This window comes from Salinicola avicenniae, from assembly GCF_023736115.1.
Classification (GTDB): domain Bacteria; phylum Pseudomonadota; class Gammaproteobacteria; order Pseudomonadales; family Halomonadaceae; genus Salinicola; species Salinicola avicenniae.
The window spans coordinates 40009-59139 of record NZ_JAKQZC010000006.1 but is presented as its reverse complement, the minus strand read 5'-3'; the positions used below and the strand labels follow the sequence as shown (position 1 = coordinate 59139).

Sequence of the window (19131 nt, the reverse complement as noted above, 5' to 3'; positions counted from 1 at the left end):
TCAGAGCCGTCACCGGAGCCGTCGTATGACCGACAATGCCAATTCCGCACTGCCCACCATTCTGGCCAAGATCCTGGCGCGCAAGCACGAGGAGATCGCCGAGCGGCGCGCGACCCTCAGCGAGCAGGCTTGGCTCGAGCGTGCGGCCGCGCAGGACGCCCCACGCGGTTTCGTGGCGGCGCTCGAGACCTGCATTCGCGGCGGTGACCCGGCGGTGATCGCCGAGATCAAGAAGGCCTCGCCTTCCAAGGGGATCATTCGCGAGGACTTTCGTCCGGCGGCGATCGCCGCCGATTACGCGGCAGCCGGCGCCAGCTGTCTCTCGGTGCTGACCGATGCGGACTATTTTCAGGGGCACGAGGACTATCTGATCGCCGCGCGCGAGGCGTGCCAGCTGCCAGTCATTCGCAAGGACTTCATCGTCGAGAGCTATCAGGTGGCGGAAGCGCGCGGGATTGGCGCCGACTGTATCCTGCTGATCGTCGCGGCGCTCGATGACGCCAGGCTCAAGGATCTCTACCAGCAGGCGACGGCGCTCGGCATGGACGTGCTGGTGGAAGTCCATGACGCCTTTGAGCTGGAGCGCGCGCTGACCCTGGATCTACCGCTGGTCGGCATCAATAATCGGGATCTGCGGAGCTTCGAGACTTCGCTGGACACGACCTTCGAGCTGCTCAACCGCATCCCCGCTGGGGTGACCGTCGTCACCGAGTCCGGCATCCACACCCGCGACGATGTCGAGCGCATGCGTGAATACGACGTCAATGCGTTTCTGGTCGGCGAAGCCTTCATGCGCGAAGCGGAGCCGGGGAACGCGCTGCGTCGCCTGTTCTTCTGAGTCGCCGGCTTGACTGCCGTCGCCCTAACAAACGCCGCTGCCTGTCAGCGGCGTTTGTCGTTGAGGGCGATGATCCTACGGGGGCGGCGAGCCTTGGCCGGCTGGCTTAGAACTCCGGCGAATCCGGGAAGATCAGGCTGATCAGCAGGTCGCCCGCCTTCGGGTTGAGCGGCTTCTCCGCCGTGGCGATGCGGATGCGCCCGCTGGTCGAAATGGTGAACAGCGTCAGTAGCCGGTTCTGATGGATGCGGCGATAGTCCTCGATGCCGAAGCTGTCGTTGATATTCGCCGTGCGAATCACCGCGTCACGACTGATCAGACTGGAGAGCCGCGTGAAGGTGGTGTGGCCGTCAAACAGCAGCGGCAGGTGGGCGAGCGCCTGCTGGTGGTGGCGACGCGCGCTGCGCGACGACTCTACCGCTAGCCGGAAGACGTTGCCGTGGCCGAGGACATGTTCGAAGTGGAGCGCAGCGAGATTGTTGAGTTCGCGATAGGGCGATAGGGGCAGCAGATGGCCGAGGCCGGTCAGGGCCAGGTGCTGGCTCGCGTGTTCTGAGAGCGGGTTGCCGTAGTAGGTCGAGAGCCCGGCCATGCGCGCCTCCTGAATGGCGTCCCAGTTGTGATCGCAGAGCCGTACCGTAAAACCGGCCTCTTGCAGGACCTTGCCGAAAGCCCGGGCAACCGGATTGGCGCCGATGATCAGGAAGCCCGAGGGGGTTGGCGCATCGACCTTGAGCAGTCGCGCCAGCGGTCGCGAGAAGAGACTCTGGACCACCACCGTGCTGATGATCACGAGAAACGTCACCGGCACCAGCAGTTCGGCGCCGGGCACGTCTAGCGTCTCCAGACGGATCGCGAACAGCGAAGCGACTGCCGCGGCCACGATACCGCGCGGCGAGAGCCAGGCCAGCAGCGCTTTCTCGCGCCAATTGAGCGAGCTACTCAGCGTACACAGCCACACCGCGAGCGGGCGTGCTACCCAGACCAGAATGACCAGGAAGACCCAAGCTTGCCACGACAGCAGGCCGAGCTGCTCCAGGCTCAGCCGAGCCGCGAGCAGGATGAACAGGCCCGAAATCAGCAGGATCGACAGCGTCTCCTTGAACTCTAGGATCGGCTGGGTCGGCACGCCGCGCATGTTGGCCATCCACACGCCCATCACCGTCACGGTCAGCAATCCGGATTCGTGGAACAGCTGGTTGGAGGCGGTGAACAGCGTCAGCATCACCATCAGCGTACCGAAGCTGTGGAGTCGCTGCGGCAGCCAGTAGTGGCGCAGCACGCTGCCCCAGAGATAGCCGCCGGCAGTCCCCAGTCCGAAACCGATCACGGCGGTCTGGGCGAAGCTGAACAGGGTGTGGGTGGCGGCACCGTTCGATGCGCCCAGGGCGACGTACTCGTAGACCAGTACCGCGCCGATGGCGCCGATCGGATCGATCAGGATGCCTTCCCAACGCAGGATCTGGCTGACGTGTTCGCGGGCGCGCAACGACTGCAATAGCGGTAACACCACGGTGGGTCCGGTCACCACCAGCAGCGCCCCCAGTACGCTGGCCATCTTCCACGACAGGCCAAGGACCCAGTGCGCGGCGGCGATACCGATCAGCGCGGTGACCAGCGCCCCCCAGGTGACTAGCCGGCTGACGGTATGACCATGGCCGCGTAGCTCGCGAAAGTCGAGCGTCAGTGCTCCCTCGAACAGGATCACGGCGACGGCCAGCGAGACCATCGGGAACAGCAGGTCGCCGAGCACCGCGTCGGGTTCGAGAATGCCGGTGACCGGCCCGGCGGCGATGCCGGCGATCAGCAGCGGCAGAATCGCCGGTACCCGCAACTGCCAGGCAAGCCATTGGCAGATCAGCGCCAGCAGTCCGATGCCGGTCAAGGCAAGGGCAGCGTCTTCCATGGCAGTTTCTCCGGGGCGTGGCAAAAAGCGCGCAGACTAGCGGTGGCGCTGCGGCGATGCAATGCCGACAAGGACAGAAAATTGGCGGATTACGGTGTGGCGAGTTGCCGCGCCACCCACTGCTCGATCTCCGGCTGACGCATGGCGCCAGCCTGGCGGGCGATTTCGCGCCCGCCGCGATAGAGGATCAGCGTCGGAATGCTGCGGATACCGAAGCGCGAGGCGATGTCCGTCGCGGCTTCGGTATCGAGCTTGCCGAGGATGACATCGGGAGACAGCGTGCGGGCGGCGCCGGCAAATCCCGGTGCCATGGCCTGGCACGGGCCGCACCAGTCGGCCCAGAAGTCGACCAGCAGGGGCAGATCACTGCGCGAGAGAAAGCGCTCGAAATTGGCCGAGTCCAGCGTCAGCGGTTCGCCGGTGAACAGCGCATTGTGGCAGCGGCCGCAGTTGGGGTGCGCCGCGAGGCGTTCGGCAGCGACCCGGTTGACGGCTTGGCAGTGAGGGCAGACAACGTGCCGAGGATCAGACATGGTATGGGGCGTCCCTGGAGGAATAGCGGTGGACAATGGGATGGGCCGGCCTCGACAAGAGGCCGGTCGCCATGAAGATAGACCGAAGTCATGACGCCTGCGCGAGGACGGCGTTGAAGTCGGTGCCGGCGCCTAGGTCGTGGAGTTGCCGGCGAGTCGCGCGACCTTCAGGAGCGCCTGCAGCGGATGCGGCAGGCGGCTGTCGGAAAGCCGTTTGACTTGACTGCGGCACGAGTAGCCGGTGGCGAGCAGGCGTCCCGCGTTGGCGTCGTCCTCGACCGGGGCGCGCCACGAGAGATCGTAGATCGCTGCCGACGTATCACGATTGCGTGCCTCGTGGCCGTAGGTGCCGGACATGCCGCAGCAGCCGGTGTCGACCAGATCGAGCTCGAGCCCGGCGCGTGCGAAGAGCTGCTGCCAACCCTTGGGGCTGCCGGGGGCGTTGGTCTTCTCGGTGCAGTGCGAGAGCAGTCGATAGCCGGGATCTGCCTGCGCTGCCGCCGCGGGGTCCCACCCCGACGGCAGAAGCGCCGGGCCCAGCCCGAGCAGCCACTCCTGCAATAGCGATACCGGCGGTACCGCCGTCGGCCCGAGCTGTTTCACGTATTCCTGGCGATAGGTCAGCGTCATGGCTGGGTCGATTCCCACTAGCGGTACGCCGAAGCGCGACAGCGTCTTGAGCCGTTCGGCCTGGCGTGCGGCGACGCGCTGGAAACGGCCCAGAAAGCCTTGCACGTGGAGTGGCTTACCGTTGGGGTGAAAGGGCGCCACGAACACGCGGATATCCAGGCGCGAGAGCAGCTCGACGATATCCAGCACCAGTTCGGCCTCGAAGTGGCTGGTGAAGGCATCCTGTACCAGGACCACGCTGCGTGCCTTCTGGGACTCGGTCAGCCGGCCCAGGGTGATCGGCGTCGCTTCGGCAATGCCCCAGGCGGCCAGCCCCTTCTTCAGGCTCGCGCGCGACAGGCGCGGGGAGTCGACGAGGCCGAGCCCCCGAGACAGGCACCTGTCAACCAGCCTCTGGTCGAGCAGCGCGTTGTAGAGCCCGGCGACCGGTTGCAGATAAGGGATCGAAAACTCCAGTCCGCCGATCAGATAGTCGCGCAGCGGGCGTGCATAGCGGCTGTGATAGCTCTCCAGGAAGCGCGATCGGAAATCGGGCACGTCGACCTTGATCGGGCATTGGCCAGCGCACGATTTGCACGCCAGACAGCCGGCCATGGCATCGTAGACCTCATGCGAGAAATCCGTTTCGCCGCGACGCCGCGCAACCGCGTGGCGCAGCTTGCTCGGCTGCGCCTTGAGCCAGGCGCCTAGTCCGCCGCGCTGCTGGGTGCGGCTGACCTCAAGCACATCGACCCCGGCGTCACCCTGACGCGTGAGCCACTCGCGCATCAGGCTGGCGCGCCCCTTGGGTGAATGCACACGTTGGCGCGTCGCCTTCCAGGAGGGACACATCGCGTCGTTGGGGTCGTAGTTGTAGCAGGCGCCGTTGCCGTTGCAGTAGACCGCGCTGGCGTTGGCCTGCCAGACGCGTTCATCGATCCGGCGGTCGCGCTCGCCGCGGGTCGGTACGCCATCGACCGCCAGCAGTCCCGGATCGGTGCCGTCGATGATGCCAGAAACGCCGGGCCTGGCGGGCGTCGCGATCTTGCCCGGATTCAACTGATTATGCGGGTCGAACGCCGCCTTCAGACGCTGCAGGGCCGGATAGAGCTCGCCGAAGAAGCGCGGCGAGTATTCCGAGCGCACGCCCTTGCCGTGCTCGCCCCACAGCAGGCCGCCGTAGCGCTGTGTCAGTGCTGCCACCTCGTCGGAGAGTTCGCGAATCAGCACCGCCTGGGCCGGGTCCTTCATGTCGATGGCCGGGCGCACGTGGAGCACGCCGGCATCGACGTGACCGAACATGCCGTAGTCGAGCCCGCGGGCATCGAGCAGGGCGCGGAACTCGGCAATATAGTCAGCAAGCGCCGCCGGCGGTACTGCCGTATCCTCGACAAAGGGGATCGGGCGCTTCTCGCCCTTGGCGTTGCCGAGCAGGCCCACAGCGCGTTTGCGCATGGCGTAGACCCGTGCGATCTGCGCTCGGCCCTCGGCCAGGGTGTACCCGATTCGCTCGACGCCCGCGTCAGTCCCGAGGTGGGCGGTGAAGGCGGCGACGCGGGCGGCCAGGCGCTCGGGATCGTCGTCGTTGAACTCGACCAGGTTAATGCCGCGCGCTGGCGTGTCGTCTGCCGCCTCGGGGAAGAATTCGGCGACGCTGTCCCAGACGAAGTCCTCCATCGCCAGCATCAGCACCGTGTCGTCGACCGTTTCGATCGATGTCGGTCGACTCACCGACATGAGGGTCTCGGCGTCGCGAAGGGCCTCCATGAAGCCCGCGTAGCGCACGTTCACCAGCGTCGAATGTTTCGGTAGCGGCAGCACGTTGAGCGTTGCTTCGTCGAGCAGTGCCAGTGACCCTTCCGCGCCGCATAGCACGCTGTTGAGATCGAAGTGTCCGTCGGTGGTGTAAAGGTGCGCGAGATCGTAGCCGGTCAGGCAGCGGTTGAGCGGCGGAAAGCGGGTCGCGATACGCTCGCGCTCCGTCTCGGCAATGTCGTGGGCGGCGCGATGGACACGGCCGACGGCATCGTCGCGTTCGCAGGTCGCCGCCAGCGCATCGGCGGCGAGCGGTTCACTGTATAGCCGCTCGCCACCGATGAGCAGGGCATTCAGCGCCAGTACGTGGTTGCGCGTCTTGCCATACTCGCAGCTGCCCTGGCCGCTAGCGTCGGTGGAGATCATGCCGCCGATCGTCGCGCGATTGGAGGTCGAGAGCTCCGGCGCGAAAAAGAGCCCGTGCGGTTTGAGCGCGGCGTTGAGCTGATCCTTGACCACACCGGCCTGGACGCGAACGCGGCGATTGTCGACGTCGATCTCGAGAATCCGGTTCATGTGGCGCGAGACATCCACCACCACGCCATCGGTCAGCGACTGGCCGTTGGTGCCGGTGCCGCCGCCGCGAGGCGCCATCACGACGCCGCGATGGCGCGTCGTGCCGATCAGCCGGGCGATTCGCTCGAGGTCGGCGCCGTCGCGCGGGTAGAGCACTGCCTGCGGCAGGCGCTGATAGATTGAGTTATCTGTCGCCAATACGGTTCGGTTGGCGGCGTCCGGCGCGATTTCGCCGGTGAATCCTGCCGCCTCGAGATCATCGAGAAAGCGGCGGTAGATCTCGTCGAGGGTCAGGTCGGCGCTGGCCGGGTCGAGCCTTGCAATCATGGTGGTCATCAAGCCTGTTCATCCCGCTTTCGGGGCGCGGTTGTCGTTGGCCATCTTGCCGGCGCGCCTGCATCACGGCGCGTCAGGAGGATCGAAAAGGGCCATGTCAGGAGGATCGAAAAGGGCCATATTGTAGCGCGAGAGCGACACGACTGACATGAAACCCGCGCGGCGCATGGTGCGGCTCGCGCCTTTTCCCTACAATAATCGCCCGGCGTCGCCACGACGTCGGCGTCTGTCTCGACCACAGGCTACCGATCCAACCATCAACGGAACATCGTCATGCTCGATCCCAAGCTGTTGCGTAGCGATCCGCAGTTCGTCGCCCAACGCCTGGCCCTGCGGGGCTTCACGCTCGATACCGCGAAGCTCGAGTCGCTCGAGTCGCAGCGCCGCGAGCTGCAGACCCGCACCGAGCAGTTGCAGAACGAGCGCAACGTGCGTTCCAAGTCGATCGGCAAGGCCAAGGCGGCGGGCGAGGATATCCAGCCGCTGCTCGCCGAGGTCGGCCAGCTGGGCGATGATCTCGACCGCGCCAAACGGGAGTTGGCCGAGCTGCAGGAAGCCTGGGACGCACTGGTCTCCGGGTTGCCCAACCTGCCGCACGCGGAGGTGCCCGAGGGGGCGGATGAAGACGACAACGTCGAGCTCCACCGCTGGGGCACGCCGCGAGCGTTCGATTTCGAGGTGCGCGATCACGTCGACCTCGGCGCGCGCTTCGGGTATCTCGACTTCGAGATGGCGACCAAGCTGACCGGCTCGCGTTTCGCCGTCATGCGTGGCCCGATCGCGCGGCTGCACCGGGCGCTGGTGCAGTTCATGCTCGACAAGCAGACCCAGGAGCACGGCTACGAAGAGTGCTATGTGCCCTACATGGTCAATGCCGACTCGCTGATGGGGACCGGCCAGCTGCCCAAGTTCGGCGAGGACCTGTTTCGCCTGGCAGAGAGCGACTATTACCTGATCCCTACCGCGGAAGTGCCGTTGACCAACTTCGTGCGCGACGAGATCCTCGATCAGGCTTCGCTGCCGTTGAAGCTCACGGCGCATACGCCGTGCTTCCGCAGTGAAGCCGGGGCATACGGCCGTGATACCCGCGGCATGATTCGTCAGCACCAATTCGACAAGGTCGAGATGGTGCAGGTGGTCGATCCCGCGACCAGCTACGAGGCGCTGGAGGCAATGCGCGGACACGCAGAGGCGATCCTGCAGACGCTTGAGCTGCCCTATCGGGTCGTGACCCTGTGCACCGGTGACATGGGGGCGAGCGCGGCCAAGACCTACGATCTGGAAGTGTGGCTGCCGAGCCAGGAGACCTACCGTGAGATCTCGTCGGTCTCCAACTGCGAGGATTTTCAGGCGCGGCGCATGCAGGCGCGCTTCCGTGGCGCGGAGCAGAAGAAACCGCAGCTGGTGCATACGCTCAACGGCTCCGGCCTGGCGGTCGGTCGCTGCCTGCTGGCAGTGCTGGAGAACTACCAGAACGCCGACGGCAGCATCGATGTACCGAGCGCGCTGCAGGGTTACATGGGCGGCGTGACACGCATCAACGTCGAGTAGTCTCGGGTTTGGCGCGACGCCCGAGCGGTGTGCCGTTAACAAGGTACCGCTCGGCCGACTCCCTCGCCGCTTCTGGGGCGAGGGAGTCTTTGGTTATAACCCTGTAAAAAAGCGTTCCTTCGTCGACACCGCCTGGGGTTTTACAATTCGGCTATAAGACAATGCGCTTTGCGCACTTTTTCGTTCTAAGACGCGGTCTGTGGCCCGCGCCAACCGATGGTTCGATTCGTGACCCGACATGCCCATGAGCCCCTGATGCTGCAGCATGATCCTGCTCAGCTCGATGTGCATCTGATTGGCGGTGGCGGCGAGGCGCTCACGCTGGCGCGGCGCTGCATCGACCTGCTGCCGGCGATGACCGTGCATGCCGCAACCGCCATGCCGGGCCTGGCAGCTCTTTGCGAAGCGCAACGCTGGCGACTGCGCACCGCGGCGCCGACGCCGGCGGCGGGCCAGCTCTGGCTGGTGGCCACGGGGGAGGTCGAGGCAGACCGGCGTCTTGCCGAACAGGCGCGCCAGGCGCGAGTGCCTGTCTATGTACCGGCGCACCCGGCGCTCTGCAGTATCCGTCTGCCGGCGCGGCTGACGGCGACGGATCGTGCCGCGGCGGAAAGCCGGTGGCGCCGGGGGCGGGTGGCGCTGGTCGGTGCCGGCCCGGGTGATCCGGAGCTGCTGACCTTGAAGGCCCTGAAGCGACTGCAGCGGGCCGATGTCGTGATCCACGATCGGTTGGTCAGTGCCGAGATCCTCGCGCTCGCCAACCCCGAGGCCAGGCGCTTCTATGTCGGCAAGGCCCGTTCACAGCACAGCGTGCCGCAGGACGGCATCAATCAGGCGTTGGTCGAGTGGGCGCGTGCCGGCTTTGAAGTGGTGCGTCTGAAGGGCGGCGATCCTTTCATCTTCGGCCGGGGTGGCGAGGAGCTGGAGACGCTGGTCGACGCGGGCGTCGAGTTCGAGGTCGTGCCCGGCATCACGGCCGCCTCGGGTTGTGCGGCGTATGCCGGCGTGCCGTTGACGCACCGCGATCATGCCCAGTCGGTGCGTTTCGTCACCGGGCATCTCAAGAACGGTAGCTGCGACCTCGACTGGCCGACACTCGCCGCCCCGGGCCAGACGCTGGTGTTCTACATGGGGCTCGGCGCGCTTGAGCTCATCCGCGAGCGCCTGGTGGCGAATGGCCTGGCCGGCGATACGCCGATGGCGTTGATCGAGCAGGGCACCACCGCTAACCAGCAGGTGCATCTGGGGACGCTGGAGACGCTGCCGGCTAGCCTGGCCGATCGCGCGCCGAGGCCGCCGACCCTGATCGTGGTCGGCAGCGTCGTCAGTCTCGCCCAGCGGCTCGACTGGTTTCGGCCCTCGGACAGCGGCAGCCTTGGCTGGATCGAGGGCAAGCACCCGACGCCGCTGTCGCAGGCCGATAGCGCCTGACGGGAACGCGTTTTCGCGACGCTTTTCCCGATCTCTCCTTCCGTTCTCTGGCGTTATCGGCGCCCACTGTCGCAAAGCGGTATTCGGGCGGCGCGGCATTTACTCTGATGACGCGTCGCGGCATGGTAATTTCGACCATTCCATCGAAAGGGGATTGCCGTGCGCGTACTGTTTGCCGCCGAGGAGGACGCCTGGGGCGGAATTCTTCACAAGTTTCGCCGGGCGCTGCCCGAGGTCGAATTCGTGGCCGCCGGCGGTTACGCGCTACGCTCGCTGGCCGGCTTCGACGCGCTGATCCCGACCATGGCGCGGGTCGATGCCGAGCTGCTGGCCACCGGTGATCGCCTGCAGCTGATTCAGCAGATCGGTGCCGGGTTAGAGGGTGTCGATCGCGAGGCGGCGGAAGCACAAGGGATCGTCGTGGCCAACGTGCCGACCGGCCTCTCCGGCAATGCGGACTCGGTGGCCGAGCTCGGTATCTGGCTGATGCTGGGGCTGGCACGTCACGCGCGTCGGATTCCCGAGCATTTCGCAGCCCGTCAGTTGGGCGGGCCGATCGGCGTCGGTCTGAAGGGCAAGACGGCGGGGGTGATCGGCCTCGGCGGGCTTGGGCAGTCGCTGGTCCAGCGGCTGCGCGCCTTCGACATGACGCTGATGGGCATCAAGCGGCAGGCCGATCCGGCCTTTGCCGAGCGACACGGGCTGGCCTGGCTCGGCACTCTCGAACAGCTGCCGACGCTACTCGAGCGGGCGGATTTCGTCGTGCTTACGCTGCCGGATACGCCCGAAACGCACCAGATGATCGACGCGCAGGCACTGGCTTCCATGCGTCACGGTGCCTTTCTGATCAACCTGGGACGCGGCGGCCTGATTTCGCGTGATGCGTTGCTCGAGGCGCTGCGCAGTGGTCAGCTCGGTGGTGCCGGTCTCGATGTCTTCTGGGAGGAGCCTCCGAATCCGGACGACCCCATCTTTGTCGAGAACGTTATCGCTACCCCGCATATCGGTGGCGTGACGGATGTCTCGACCCAGGGGATCTTCGAGGTTGCCTGCGAGCGTCTGCGACAGCTGGCGCAGCAGCTGGAGCGCGCATGACTGGCGCTCGGCTTTTGCCCCGATATCAAGCCGATATCCCCGAAGGCGCGATTGACGCCGCCAAGGCGCCCCCCGGAAAATGAGGGCTCGCACCGGGGAGGCAAGCATGAACGTTGAGCAGTTGGACATCCGCGCCCATATGGCGCAATTTGCGCCTTTCGATGACCTACCCGACGAGCTGCTCGATCGCCTTGTCGGCTCGGTCGAGGTCCGCTATTTCCAGGCCGGCAGTGAACTGCTGGTCAAGGATCAGGAGATCGACTCCCTGTGGTATATCCGCAGCGGTGCGGTGGAGATGTATTTCCGCAGCGGGCGGCTGTTCAATCGGCTCGATGAGGGCGATATCTTCGGCTACTCCGATCTGCTGCGGAACCGGCGTGTCCGCTACCCGGTCAACGCCATCGAGGATACCCTGATCTACTTTGTGCCCGCCGACGTGTTCGAGTCGGTGTGCGACGAGGACGATGATTTTTCCGAGTTTGTCGATACTGGCGGCCAGCGTCTCAAGGGCACGGTGGAGCAGCAGCGCGACGACAGCGGGCTGATGACGACGCGGGTACGCCGCCTGATTACGCGCCAGCCGAAGATGGTCGAAGCCACCACCACGCTGCAGGAAGCGGCCCGCGAGATGCGCGACGGCAATACGACCTGCGTGCTGGTGGTCGATGTCACCGATACTCAGTCCGCCTACACCTTTACCGGACGCGACGGCCGCAATTGGCAGCTCAGCGGCATTCTGACCGATCGCGACTTCTGTACCCGGGTGCTGGCCGAGGGTTTGTCTCCTGAGACCGCGGTGGGAGACGTGATGTCATCCAAAGTGATCGTGGTGCAGTCGGACGAGTCGGTCTACGAAGCCATGCTGAGCATGCTGCGCAATCAGGTCCATCATCTGCCGGTTCTGCACCGGCGGCAGCCGATGGGTGTGCTGCATCTGTCCGACATCGTGCGCCACGAGACTCACAGCAGCCTGTTCCTGGTCAACAACATCTTCGTCCAGAATACCGCCGCGCAGCTGGCCCGGCTCTCGTCGGAAGTGCAGACCGGCTTCGTGCGCATGGTGGCCGATGGCGCCAATTCGGAGATGGTCAGCCGATCGCTGGCGACCATCGGACGCAGCTTCACGCAGCGCCTGCTCGAGCTGGCGGAGAGCGAGCTGGGGCCGCCGCCGGTGCCTTACTGTTTCATGGTACTGGGGTCGATGGCGCGCGAGGAGCCGACCATCAACGCCGACCAGGATAACGCGCTGGTGCTCGACGACCGCTATGACGCCGAGCAGCACGGCGAGTACTTCGAGTCACTGGCGCGCTTTGTCTGCGATGGTCTCGACGCCTGCGGCTACGCCTACTGCAAGGGCGACGTGATGGCGATCAACCCGCGCTGGCGGCAGCCACTGCACGTCTGGAAGCGTTACTTCACAGAGTGGATGGACGAGCCTAACGGCGAGCGGCTGCTGCATAGCTCGATCTTCTTCGATCTAGCGCCGGTGCATGGCGAGTCGCCGATGGTTGAGGCGCTGCAGGATCTGATCGCCGACCTGGCACCGCAGCGTCCGGTCTTTCTGGCTGCGCTGGCGCGCAACGCCAAGAGCCGCACGCCACCGCTGGGATTTTTCCGCACCTTCGTCATGGAGCAGGACGGCGAGCATCGCAAGTCGATCAACCTGAAGCGTCGTGGCACGGCGCCGCTGACCGATCTCGTCCGTGTCCATGCGCTGGCGTGTGGTTCCAAGGCGCAGAACAGCTTCGCGCGACTGGACGATATCGCCAACACCAAGCTGCTCGCCGAGGGGGTCAACGAGCGGCTGCGTTATGCCTTCGAGTTTCTCTCGATGGTCCGTATTCGGCATCAAGCGGATGCCATCGAAAAAGGGCAGGAGCCCGATAACAGCGTCGATCCGGAAAATATCGGCAGCCGCGAGCGGCACCATCTCAAGGATGCCTTCGAGGCGATCAGCAACGCGCAGAAGTTTCTCTCCTTCCGCTACACGATGCCCGCCGGGCGTCAGGGCAAGCGCACCGGTAGCGGCAAGGGGGCGCCGTGAGCCGGCGCTTCGGTTTTCGTCGTCAGGCGCAGCCCAACTGGCCCGACTATCTGGCGGCGCGTGCGACACAGGCCGCCGACCCGCGCCTCAAGCGCTACTTCGAAACCGGCCTGCCGGATCCGGCGACGCCGATCAGCGAGGTGCCGTTGATGGCGATGGACTTCGAGACCACCGGGCTGGACAGCCACCGCCACGATATCGTCAGCGTCGGTCTGGTACCGTTCACGCTCGATCGCATCCGCCCGGCAGAAGGAAAATACTGGGTACTGGCGCCGCGCCGCCAGCTGAGCGACGAGTCGGTGGCATTTCACCATATCACCCATGCAGAAGTGGCCGATGCGCCCGACTTCGCCAGCATCATCGACGAGCTGCTGGCGCAAATCACCGGTCGGTTAGTGGTGGTGCACTACCGTCAGTTGGAACGAAGCTTTCTCGATGCCGCCTTCCGCGAGCGTGTGGGTGAAGGCCTGCTGATGCCGATGCTCGACACCATGTCGCTCGAGGCGCGGATTCATCGGCAGTCCTGGTGGGCGCGTTTGCGGCGCTGGGCAGGTCGCCCGATGGCCTCGATTCGCCTGCACGAAAGCCGCCAACGCTATCATCTGCCGGCCTACACGGGGCACCATGCGCTGGTCGATTCCTTGGCGACGGCCGAGCTGCTGCAGGCGCAGATTCTCTATCACTACAGCTGGGATACCCCGGTCAGCGCGCTCTGGCGCTAGGGTCCCGGCAACCGGGCGCTGGCGTGATCGTCGCATCCTTCTCGCTTTCTTCTCGTGTTCTGGCATTTTCTCTACTCGGAAACGACAGCGAGCGGCCAGGTGGCCGCTCGCTGTAGGGGATGCTCGATGTCGCGATGTGATTAGCGCGGTTCCGAGCGCAGTCCCTGGATGATGGCGTAGCACGCTGCCAGCAGCACGATCGTGAACGGCAGGCCCGTCGTGATGACGGCGGCCTGCAGCGCAATCAGTCCGCCGCCCAGCAGCAGGGCGATAGCGATGGCGCCTTCGATCAGCGCCCAGAACACGCGCTGCGGTTTCGGTGCATCCACCTTGCCACCGGCGGTGATCGAGTCGATGACCAGAGAGCCGGAGTCGGAGGAGGTGATGAAGAACACCATCACCAGCACGATCCCGACGAAGGAGGTAATCGCGGAGAGCGGCAGTTGCCCCAGCATGGTGAAGAGCTGCAGCTCAAGAGCGGCGTCGCGCACGCCTTCGAAGCCGTCGCTGACCAGCTGATTGATGGCAGTGTCGCCGAAGGCGGTCATCCAAAGCACCGATACCACGGTCGGCACGACCAGTACGGCGATCAGGAACTCGCGTACGGTACGGCCGCGGCTGACGCGCGCGATGAACATGCCGACGAACGGCGACCAGGAGATCCACCAGGCCCAGTAGAAGGCAGTCCAGCCATGAACGAAGTTGGTGTCTTCACGTCCGAACGGATTGGACAGAGCCGGCAGTTCGGTCGCGTACGAGAACAGGTTCTCGAAGAAGCTGGTAGCGATCAGGGCGGTCGGGCCGACGATGACCACGAACAGCAGCAACAGGAAGGCCAACGCCATGTTGATCTGCGACAGACGCTGAACGCCCTTGTCGACGCCGAGCATGACCGAGCCCAGGGCAATGATCGTGATGCCGATGATCAGTAGCACCATGGTGACGTCGGTATTGGGCACGCCGAACAGGTAGTTGAGGCCGGCAGAGGCCTGTGAGGCGCCGAGACCCAGTGAGGTCGCCAGACCGAACAGCGTCGCAAAGACGGCCAGGATATCGATCACGTGGCCCGGCCAGCTCCAGATCCGCTCACCCAGAATCGGGTAGAAGATCGAACGCATGGTCAGCGGCAGGCCCTTGTTGAAAGAGAACAGCGCCAGCGACAGGGCGACGACGGCATAGATGCCCCACGGGTGCAGGCCCCAGTGGAAGATCGTGGCGGCCATGGCCAGCGACTGAGAGGCGGCATCGTTGCCTTCAGCACCACCCAGCGGCGCCCAGGAATCCCCGGTCACGGCTGTGCCGAAGTGTGTAATCGGTTCGGAAACGCCGTAGAACATCAATCCGATACCCATGCCGGCGGCGAACAGCATCGCGAACCAGCCGGCATAGCTGAAGTCGGGTTTTGCCTCCATGCCGCCGATTCTGACCTTGCCCAGCGGGGTAAAGATCAGCACCACGGAGAGAATCACGAAGATATTGCCGGCCAGCAGGAACAGCCAGCTCAGGTTATCCGTCAGGAAACTCTTCATGCCGTTGAAGATCGGTCCCATCTGGTCGGGCAGTGCCAACGTGATGATCACGAAGAAGAGAATCAACAGCGACGAGATCGTGAAGACCTTGCCATGCAGGTCGACATCGAAGCCGAACTTGTTGGTCTGAATATTGTCCTGGCCAATCACATAATCGGTATCGATGAGATTGGCGGGACCCTCCGGCGCCGGAATGCCTTCCTGTGGCGCATCCGGCTGATTATTAGTGTCCTGAGCCACTAGCCGTTCTCCCTTGGTTATGTTTGATCGCTGGTGCCGCATTCGCATCGCGAACGACGGCAACGCCCTTGCGTTCGATTGCGCCATTCTCGCCGCACCAGTGCGCACTTAGTCTGGCGGATCGGTGAAAACACGCAAGCCCATAATTATCCTGAATCAACCGCGGGGTTCCAACCACCCTCAACCCGATCTCCACGGTCCTGTTTGCGTCGCGGCGGTGATATTGATGGTGCAGCCCGCGACAGGCGTGGCGTACAGCGCCATGGCTAGACCAATGTCAGGGATCAGTCAGCGCCCTATCATCGTTTATATTGAAACGCACGTTTGAACGGGAGGTGAGGAGATGACGGTCTATCGAGCGCCGCTAGCGGACCTGCGGTTTGTACGTGAAGACGTTCTCGAAGCGGGAAAAGTGTGGCCGACGATGCCGGCCACCACGGAGCTGGAAAGTGGGCTGGCGGAGGCGGTGCTCGAGGAGGCGGCTCGAGTGATCGAAGCCGAGCTGCAGCCGCTCAACCAGTCCGGTGATGCCCAGGGATGTCTGCTGGAGGCCGGGCGCGTCTCTACGCCTGCTGGGTTTCGCGAGGCTTTCCGGCTGCTGGCGGATGGGGGCTGGTGCGGCCTCGGCGGGGATCTCGAGTTGGGCGGGCAGGGGCTGCCCAAACTGGTGACGCACGCCGTCGACGAGATGTTGTTTGCCGCCAACACCGGGTTCGCGCTTTACCTGTCGCTCAATCAGGGGGCAGCGTCGCTGCTCGAGGCGTGTGCGGACGAGACCGTCCGGGCACGTTACCTGCCTCATCTCTATGCCGGCGACTGGCTCGGCACCATGTGCCTGACCGAGCCGCACTGCGGCACGGATCTGGGGTTGATCAAGACGCGCGCCGAGCCGCGAGAGGACGGCGACTACGATATCTTCGGCAGCAAGATCTGGATCACCGGCGGCGAGCACGACCTGACCGACAATATCGTCCATCTGGTGTTGGCCAAGCTGCCTGACGCCCCGGCCGGCTCGCGCGGCATTTCGCTGTTTCTCGTGCCGAAGCGTTGGGTCGATGAGTCGGGGGCGCTCGGTGACGATAATGGCGTGCTCTGCGGCGGTCTGGAACACAAGATGGGCATTCGCGCGAGCGCCACTTGCGTCATGCACTTCGAGGCGGCGCGAGGCCTGCTGATCGGTGAGCCGCATCAGGGGTTGGCGGCGATGTTCACGATGATGAACGAAGAACGGCTGTCGATCGGTATTCAGGGGCTAGGGCTGGGGGAGGTCGCCTACCAGAACGCCATTGCCTTCGCCCGCGAGCGCCTGCAGAGCCGGGCGCCGGGTGGGGCTGCTTTACCGGCCAAGCCGGCCGATCCGATACTCGTGCATCCGGACGTGCGCCGCATGGCGCTCGACGTGCGGGCCTGGAACGAGGGTGGGCGACTCTTCGCCGGGTTCGTCGCCGCGGAGATTGATCGGGCGCGGCTGCATCCTGAGGTCGCCGTGCGCGAGGCATCGGAGGCGATGGTCGCGCTGCTGACGCCGGTGGCCAAGGCCTTCCTCAGCGATCGTGGCTTCGACGCCACGGTGGAAGCGCAGCAACTGTACGGGGGTAGCGGGTACTGCGTCGAATGGGGCGCGGAGCAGTTCGTGCGGGACGCGCGTATCGCCATGATCTATGAAGGTACCAACGGTATTCAGGCCATGGATCTGGTCGGACGCAAGTTGACGCGTAACGGCGGCGCCTACGTCGAGGCGCTGGCGCGACGGATGCGCGATGACCTGTGGCTGCCGGCAGGCGCCGAGGAGGCGTTGGCGCCGTTTCTCGAGGCGGCCGAACAGGTTCTGGCGCGTCTCGAGCGCAGCACGGCGACGCTGCTGGCCGAGGCCGATCGAGACCCGGCGGCTACGGGTGCAGCGGCGAACGACTATCTGCAGCTGACGGGCTATACAGTTTATGCCTGGCTCTGGTGGCAGGCCGCACGGGCGGCGTGGCGCGGCCTGGAAAAGGGAGGCGCCATGGATGAGGCTTTCTATCGTGCCAAGCTGATCGTGGCACGCCACTTCATCGAGCGCTTGCTGCCGCGTAGCACGGCTTTCGAGGCGCAGATCGGAGCCGGCGCGGCTGGCCTGATGGCGCTCGACGCGGATCACTTTTAAGCGCTAGTAGGTGCTAGCGGTCGTATCCTGTCGCGGCCCTGATAACCCCTGCCACGCTTTCTCCGCATCGACGTGCGGCCTGTGGTGCCCGCTGGCACCGCAGGCGCGCACAAAATCGGTGCCTTCAAATGCTTACCCTAGTCGTGCGTGTGCCTTATTGGTGCATTCCGCGGCGCGGTGCGGCCTCGTGTTGAGGCATGGCTGGCGCAATCCGGCAGAAATTCGGCGCGGCTGTGCACCATTTTCTTGCATATTTTGGGGTGTGAACGTCCTCTTTTCCCGTTTTTTGTATACGCGTTGGCGGCGCGGCGTCATTCAAGGCACGAAATATGCATGTGCCTGAAGGATCGACGGCAGCGCGTCCGCGGGGCCTCCCGCGTTCGAGCCCGCTCGCATCAGGGTGACTGAACTGGGGATACTGACGAAGGAGCACTCCATGACAACAACTTCCCTCCGTAGACTGATCGCGGGTTCCAGCATCGCGCTGGGATTGAGCGCATTCGGCGGCGCCGCCGTGGCGCAGGATGAAGGCCCGATTCGCGTCGGCATTCTGCACTCGCTCTCCGGCACCATGGCCATCAGCGAGTCGACGCTGAAAGACGAAATGCTGATGCTGATCGAGCAGCAGAACGAAGCCGGCGGCCTGCTGGGGCGCCAGCTGGAGCCGATGGTGATGGACCCCAATTCGGACTGGTCGCTCTACGCCGAGCAGGCGCGTGACATGCTGACCGGCGACGACCGGGTCGACGTCATCTTCGGCAACTGGACCTCGGCATCGCGCAAGGCGGTGCTGCCGGTGGTGGAAGAGCTCAATGGCCTGCTGTTCTACCCGGTGCAGTACGAAGGGGAAGAGTCCTCCGAGAACATTTTCTATACCGGCGCCGCGCCGAACCAGCAGGCGATTCCTGCCGTCGACTACCTGATGAGCCAGGGCGTCGAGCGCTGGGCGCTGCTGGGAACCGACTACGTCTATCCGCGGACGACCAACAAGATTCTCGAGGCCTACCTCAAGGATCATGGCGTGTCGGATGACGACATCATGATCAACTACACGCCGTTCGGCTTCAGCGATTGGCAGTCGATCGTCTCCGAGGTGAGCGATTTCGGCAGCCAGGGCAAGAAGACGGCCGTGGTCTCGACCATCAACGGCGACGCCAACGTTCCGTTCTACAACGAGCTTTCCAACCAGGGCATCTCGGCTTCCGACATTCCGGTGGTGGCATTCTCGGTGGGCGAGCAGGAACTGTCAGGGATCGATACCGCCCCGCTGGTCGGTCACATGGCGGCCTGGAACTACTTCATGAGCGTCGACAGCGACGCCAACTACGATTTCATCGATAACTGGCTCGACTTCACCGGAAATGATGACGCGGTGACCAACGATCCGATGGAAGCGCACTACATCGGCTTCAATATGTGGCTGCAGGCGGTCGAGAGTGCCGGCACCACGGATGTCGACGCGGTCAAGGATGCGATCATCGGTGTGACCGTGCCCAACCTCTCCGGCGGTGCCTCCACGATGATGCCGAACCACCACATCACCAAGCCGGTGATGATCGGCGAGATCCAGGATGACGGTCAGTTCAGCGTTGTCTGGCAGTCCCCCTCCGCGGTGGCTGGGGATGCCTGGTCGGACTACCTGCCGGAATCGGCAAACCTGATCAGCGACTGGCGTGCGCCGTTACGCTGCGGCAAGTTCAACGTCGAGTCGATGACCTGCGAAGACGGTCCGGGCGCCGAGTAACGCCCGCCTGCCGGCGCTCGAAGAGCGTCGGCCTGCACGCCAGAGGCACCGATTCGGATGACGCCCGTGAACGGGCGCC

At 64.7% G+C, this 19131-nt stretch carries 12 protein-coding genes; 8 read left to right on the top strand and 4 right to left on the bottom strand.

What is annotated here, in order from left to right; genetic code table 11:
* The first annotated feature begins 25 nt into the window (after positions 1-25).
* Positions 26-838: an indole-3-glycerol phosphate synthase TrpC gene (gene trpC, locus MC381_RS14845; RefSeq protein ID WP_251978539.1), complete on the top strand. Its 813-nt coding sequence runs from the start codon at positions 26-28 to the stop codon at positions 836-838.
* 106 nt (positions 839-944) lie between these two features.
* On the opposite strand, the gene MC381_RS14840 is transcribed toward trpC, so the two are convergent.
* The 3 genes from MC381_RS14840 to ydiJ all read right to left on the bottom strand — a co-directional run bounded on the left by MC381_RS14840 (position 945) and on the right by ydiJ (position 6544).
* Positions 945-2744, bottom strand: coding sequence for a cation:proton antiporter (locus MC381_RS14840; RefSeq protein ID WP_251978538.1), 1800 nt, complete (start codon positions 2742-2744; stop codon positions 945-947).
* Positions 2745-2833: 89 nt separating this feature from the next.
* Positions 2834-3277: a thioredoxin TrxC gene (gene trxC, locus MC381_RS14835; protein WP_251978537.1), complete on the bottom strand. Its 444-nt coding sequence runs from the start codon at positions 3275-3277 to the stop codon at positions 2834-2836.
* A 132-nt stretch (positions 3278-3409) separates the two neighbouring features.
* Positions 3410-6544, bottom strand: coding sequence for a D-2-hydroxyglutarate dehydrogenase YdiJ (gene ydiJ, locus MC381_RS14830; protein WP_251978917.1), 3135 nt, complete (start codon positions 6542-6544; stop codon positions 3410-3412).
* A gap of 282 nt (positions 6545-6826) precedes the next feature.
* Between ydiJ and serS the strand changes: the two genes are divergently transcribed.
* The 5 genes from serS (at position 6827) to MC381_RS14805 (ending at position 13396) form a co-directional block, all read left to right on the top strand.
* Positions 6827-8104, top strand: coding sequence for a serine--tRNA ligase (gene serS, locus MC381_RS14825; protein ID WP_251978536.1), 1278 nt, complete (start codon positions 6827-6829; stop codon positions 8102-8104).
* A 255-nt stretch (positions 8105-8359) separates the two neighbouring features.
* On the top strand, positions 8360-9535 hold the full coding sequence (gene cobA, locus MC381_RS14820; RefSeq protein WP_374708183.1) for a uroporphyrinogen-III C-methyltransferase: 1176 nt from the start codon (positions 8360-8362) through the stop codon (positions 9533-9535).
* 159 nt (positions 9536-9694) lie between these two features.
* On the top strand, positions 9695-10630 hold the full coding sequence (locus tag MC381_RS14815; RefSeq protein ID WP_251978535.1) for a 2-hydroxyacid dehydrogenase: 936 nt from the start codon (positions 9695-9697) through the stop codon (positions 10628-10630).
* Between the two features lie 106 nt (positions 10631-10736).
* On the top strand, positions 10737-12674 hold the full coding sequence (locus MC381_RS14810) for a putative nucleotidyltransferase substrate binding domain-containing protein (RefSeq protein WP_251978534.1): 1938 nt from the start codon (positions 10737-10739) through the stop codon (positions 12672-12674).
* Positions 12671-13396 (top strand): 3'-5' exonuclease, encoded by a 726-nt coding sequence (locus tag MC381_RS14805; protein ID WP_251978533.1) that lies wholly within the window; start codon positions 12671-12673, stop codon positions 13394-13396. Before MC381_RS14810 ends, MC381_RS14805 begins: the two co-directional genes overlap by 4 nt.
* Before the next feature lie 140 nt (positions 13397-13536).
* On the opposite strand, the gene MC381_RS14800 is transcribed toward MC381_RS14805, so the two are convergent.
* On the bottom strand, positions 13537-15165 hold the full coding sequence (locus tag MC381_RS14800; protein WP_251978532.1) for a BCCT family transporter: 1629 nt from the start codon (positions 15163-15165) through the stop codon (positions 13537-13539).
* 343 nt (positions 15166-15508) lie between these two features.
* Between MC381_RS14800 and MC381_RS14795 the strand changes: the two genes are divergently transcribed.
* Positions 15509-17308 carry an acyl-CoA dehydrogenase C-terminal domain-containing protein gene (locus MC381_RS14795; protein WP_251978531.1) on the top strand — a complete coding sequence of 600 codons (1800 nt, stop codon included), beginning with the start codon at positions 15509-15511 and terminating at the stop codon, positions 17306-17308.
* Positions 17309-17744: 436 nt separating this feature from the next.
* The gene (urtA, locus tag MC381_RS14790; protein ID WP_251978530.1) at positions 17745-19052 is read left to right on the top strand and encodes an urea ABC transporter substrate-binding protein; all 1308 of its coding nucleotides are present in this window, start codon (positions 17745-17747) and stop codon (positions 19050-19052) included.
* Positions 19053-19131 lie beyond the last annotated feature (79 nt).

Excerpts from the sequence above, each read along its gene's own strand:
- urtA (WP_251978530.1), top strand. The coding sequence starts at position 17,745 with ATGACAACAACTTCCCTCCGTAGACTGATCGCGGGTTCCAGCATCGCG.
- MC381_RS14810 (WP_251978534.1), top strand. The coding sequence starts at position 10,737 with ATGAACGTTGAGCAGTTGGACATCCGCGCCCATATGGCGCAATTTGCG.
- trxC (WP_251978537.1), bottom strand. The coding sequence starts at position 3,277 with ATGTCTGATCCTCGGCACGTTGTCTGCCCTCACTGCCAAGCCGTCAAC.
- serS (WP_251978536.1), top strand. The coding sequence starts at position 6,827 with ATGCTCGATCCCAAGCTGTTGCGTAGCGATCCGCAGTTCGTCGCCCAA.
- cobA (WP_374708183.1), top strand. The coding sequence starts at position 8,360 with ATGCTGCAGCATGATCCTGCTCAGCTCGATGTGCATCTGATTGGCGGT.
- trpC (WP_251978539.1), top strand. The coding sequence starts at position 26 with ATGACCGACAATGCCAATTCCGCACTGCCCACCATTCTGGCCAAGATC.
- MC381_RS14840 (WP_251978538.1), bottom strand. The coding sequence starts at position 2,744 with ATGGAAGACGCTGCCCTTGCCTTGACCGGCATCGGACTGCTGGCGCTG.
- ydiJ (WP_251978917.1), bottom strand. The coding sequence starts at position 6,544 with ATGATTGCAAGGCTCGACCCGGCCAGCGCCGACCTGACCCTCGACGAG.
- MC381_RS14795 (WP_251978531.1), top strand. The coding sequence starts at position 15,509 with ATGACGGTCTATCGAGCGCCGCTAGCGGACCTGCGGTTTGTACGTGAA.